A 3,309-nucleotide genomic window follows, 5' to 3' on the forward strand; every position below is an offset into this window, starting at 1 on the left:
CCGGCGTGAGGGCGGGCAGTTCCAGCAATTTCGCCCACTGCGTCGGCACCGCGCCCGCGACGGTGATCCGTTCCGCGCGAAGGACATCGAACATCGCCGCGGCCGACCAGGGCACCGGCGCGATCACGAGGGTGATGCCCCAGACCAGTTGGTCCCACAGTTTGGACATATATCCTACGTGGGCGAAGGGCGTGGAGGTCAGGCGCCGGTCATAGGGTGCGCTCATGGCGCCCGCCGCCTGTGCGGAGGCGGCCAGATTGTTCGCGTCGAACCACGCCCCCTTCGGCAATCCTGTTGTGCCACTACTGAAGACGATCGACACCGGGGCGTGGCGGTCGATCGGCTGCGAGGGCGTGGCGGCGTGGCGCAGCAGCTCGCGAGTCAGCTGCGAGGCGGCGAGTTCGGGGATGTCACGACCCGTCGCGGGCATAGTGGCGGCGCGGACCACCAGGACCGGATCGGCCTGCCGCAATACGGCGTCGATCTCGCGGGGGCCGAGTCGCGGATTCAGTCCGGTGGTGACAGCGCCGAGCATCGCCGCGGCGGCGTAGCACACCGCGTAGTCGATCCCGGAGGGCAGCATCAGCGCGACCACATCGCCGCGTTCGACCCCGTGCGAGGACAGTTGGCGGGCCACGGCGCGGGCGCGCGCGACCCAGTCCGCGAAGCTGATGCGGGTGCCGTCGGCCTCGACGTAGGCGTCCCGGAGTCCGTGCACGAGTGCCGCCGCCTCCAGCAATTCGACGGTATTGGCGAAGGCGTCGGCGTCCAGCGGCGCGAGGGTCTCGGCGGCGGTCACGGTTTGTTTGCCCCCAGCAGCACCGTCGCGCTGGAACAGAACCAGCCACCGGTGCCGCTGACGCACGCGATCTCGGCGCCGGGCACCTGGCGCGGCCCGGCCGCACCACGCAGCTGCCGGGTCGCCTCCACCAGCAGGAACAGTCCGCGCTGGCCCGGATGACACGCGGACAGGCCGCCGCCGTCGGTATTGGTGGGCAGGGCGCCGCCCAAGCGCAGCGCGCCGCTCTCTGCGAAGGCGCCACCCTCGCCCTTACCGCAGAACCCGAGATCTTCGAGAGTGAGCAGCAGCATGTAGGTGAACGCGTCGTACAGTTCGGCGACGTCGACGTCGGCCGGTGTCAGCCCGGCGCGCCGGAACGCCAGCGGACCGGTGACCGCGGCGGGGCCGATGGTCATATCGTCCCACTGGCTGGTCAGCATGTGTGAGGTCGCCTCGGCGGAGCCGAGTACCCAGACCGGATCCGATTTCAGGTCCGCGACGCGGTCCTCGGCGACCAGGATGGCGGCCGCGCCGCCGTCGGAGCGGATGCAGCAGTGCAGTTTGGTGAACGGATCGGCGATCATCGGCCCCGACAGCACGTCCTCGACGGTGATCGGGTCGCGGTAGTACGCCTCCGGATTGTCGGCGGCGTTGAAGCGCGCCGACACCGCCACCTCGGCGAGCTGTTCGATGGTGGTGCCATATTGGAACATGTGCCGCCGCGCCGCCATGGCGTACTTCGATACCAGCGTGTGGCCGTAGGGTGCGTCCCATTGCAGCGGCCCGCGCGCGCCCCAGTTGATATTGGCGGTGCGCAACCCCTTGCGCAGGTCCGCGCGGGCGGTGGAACCGTAGGTCAGCAGCACTACGTCGGCGTGACCGGCGGCGATGGCGTCGGCCGCATGCGAGACCATCACCTCCCAGGAGGCGCCACCGACCGAGGTCGAATCGATCCAGCGTGGCCGCAGACCCAGATATTCGCCCACGTCGGTCGGCGGCAGCATGCCCTGGCCGGTGGATGCGAGACCGTCGATGTCCTGCGGTGTGAGCCCTGTTTCGGCCAGTGCGCGTCGGCTGGCCTGAGCCATCAGCTCGTAGGCGTTCTTGTCCTCCACCCGGCCCACATCCGACAGGGCCACACCGGCGATGGCGACCTTGCGGCTCACGCGGCGACACCTTCCCGGGTCAGGTCCTGGGCGAGCAGCTCCGCCAATACCTCCGACGGTTCGGCGAACAGGTGTCGGTAGACGTGCGCGCGTTCGAGATACAGGTGCGCGTTGTGCTCGTAGGTGTAGCCCATACCACCGTGGACGTGAATTCCGGTGGCGCCGTTGTCGATTGCCGCGTTCGCGGCGACCGTGCGGGCCGCCAGCGCCTGCGCCAGGGCGTCGTGCCGGCCCGACGCCAGGCATACCGCCGCGAAACAGACCTGGGTGAAGGCGGCCTCGGTGCGCACGGCCATATCGGAGCACATGTGCTTGATCGCCTGGTTGACACCGATCGGGCGCCCGAACTGAATCCGCGTCTTGGCATGGTCGGTGGCCAGTGCCGCCGCGCCGTCGGCCAGGCCCGCGAGGAACGCCGACGACAGCACCACGGCGCGCAGCCAGGTCGCATCGGCCTGTTCGGGCAGCCAGTGCGTTATCGTGCCCGCCGTCACGGTGGCGGTGGCCAGCCGGGTGCCGGGGTCGACGCAGTCCAGGGCCGTGGCCTCGCCGAACTGCTCGGCCGCGACGAGCGCCGAACCCTGCCGGGTGACCAGCAGCAGGTGGCTGCAGCCGGCGGCATCGATGAGATCGAAGGTGCCCTTGAATCCCTCCGTGGTGACCGATCCGTCGCCCCGCAACTGGGCCGTGCCCACCCGAGCTTGTCCGCTCGCGATGCGCCGGCACAGCTGTTCGTCGCCGGACAACGCGGCGATCCGGGCAGCGAGGGTGGAGGAAAGGAATGGGCCGGTGGCCAGGCGGCGGCCCAGCTCGACGAACAGCAGTGCCTCATCGTCGAACGACTGGCCCGCGCCACCGTATTCCAGGCCCAGGCCCAGGCTCAGGAATCCGAGTTCGGCCCCTTCGGTCCATACCGAGGTATCGACCGCGGACTCGCTGTCCGCGCGGCGGCGAATGTCCTCGATGGGCATCCGTGTCTGCAGGAAATCCGTTGCGGCAGCGACGAGTTCGAGCTGCTCGGCTGCTGGTAGAAGGTTCATGACTGGCTGCTTTCTGGTTACCGCGGCAGGCCGAGCACGCGCTCGCCGATGATATTGCGCTGAATTTCGGAGGTGCCGCCGCCGATGGCCTGCGAGAACGAGTAGAAATAGTTGCCGACCCAGCCGTGGCGGTCCCAGCGCGAGGTGCGCCGCAGCGCGTCCGGGCCGACGATGTCCATGGCCAGCGCGCCGACCTGTTTGGCGAGGTCGCCGTAGAAGAGTTTGAGCATCGATCCCTTCGGCCCGGGCGTCTCGGTCTGCATGGCCCGGCAGATGCCGGCATAGGTCATGGCCCGCAGCGAGGTGACCGAGGCGCGGGCGG

Annotated in this window: 4 protein-coding genes; all 4 read right to left on the reverse strand. The window is 69.4% G+C overall.

Annotation, left to right across the window (positions count from 1 at the left end; genetic code table 11):
- The coding region (locus C5E41_RS32785) for an AMP-binding protein (protein ID WP_146097788.1) at positions 1-799 on the reverse strand (799 nt) is incomplete at its 3' end.
- Complete coding sequence (locus C5E41_RS32790; protein WP_104379538.1) at positions 796-1,947, reverse strand: acetyl-CoA acetyltransferase; 1,152 nt, start codon at positions 1,945-1,947, stop codon at positions 796-798. The genes C5E41_RS32785 and C5E41_RS32790, both read right to left, overlap by 4 nt.
- Positions 1,944-2,987 (reverse strand): acyl-CoA dehydrogenase family protein, encoded by a 1,044-nt coding sequence (locus tag C5E41_RS32795; RefSeq protein ID WP_104379539.1) that lies wholly within the window; start codon positions 2,985-2,987, stop codon positions 1,944-1,946. Before C5E41_RS32795 ends, C5E41_RS32790 begins: the two co-directional genes overlap by 4 nt.
- 17 nt (positions 2,988-3,004) lie before the next feature.
- On the reverse strand, positions 3,005-3,309 hold a 305-nt coding region (locus C5E41_RS32800), incomplete at its 5' end, for an acyl-CoA dehydrogenase family protein (protein WP_258081420.1).

The sequence above is a fragment of the Nocardia nova genome, assembly GCF_002933465.1.
Taxonomy (GTDB): domain Bacteria; phylum Actinomycetota; class Actinomycetes; order Mycobacteriales; family Mycobacteriaceae; genus Nocardia; species Nocardia nova_B.

Bases quoted from the DNA above. Each gene is read 5' to 3' on its own strand.
- C5E41_RS32795 (WP_104379539.1), bottom strand. From the start codon at position 2,987: ATGAACCTTCTACCAGCAGCCGAGCAGCTCGAACTCGTCGCTGCCGCA.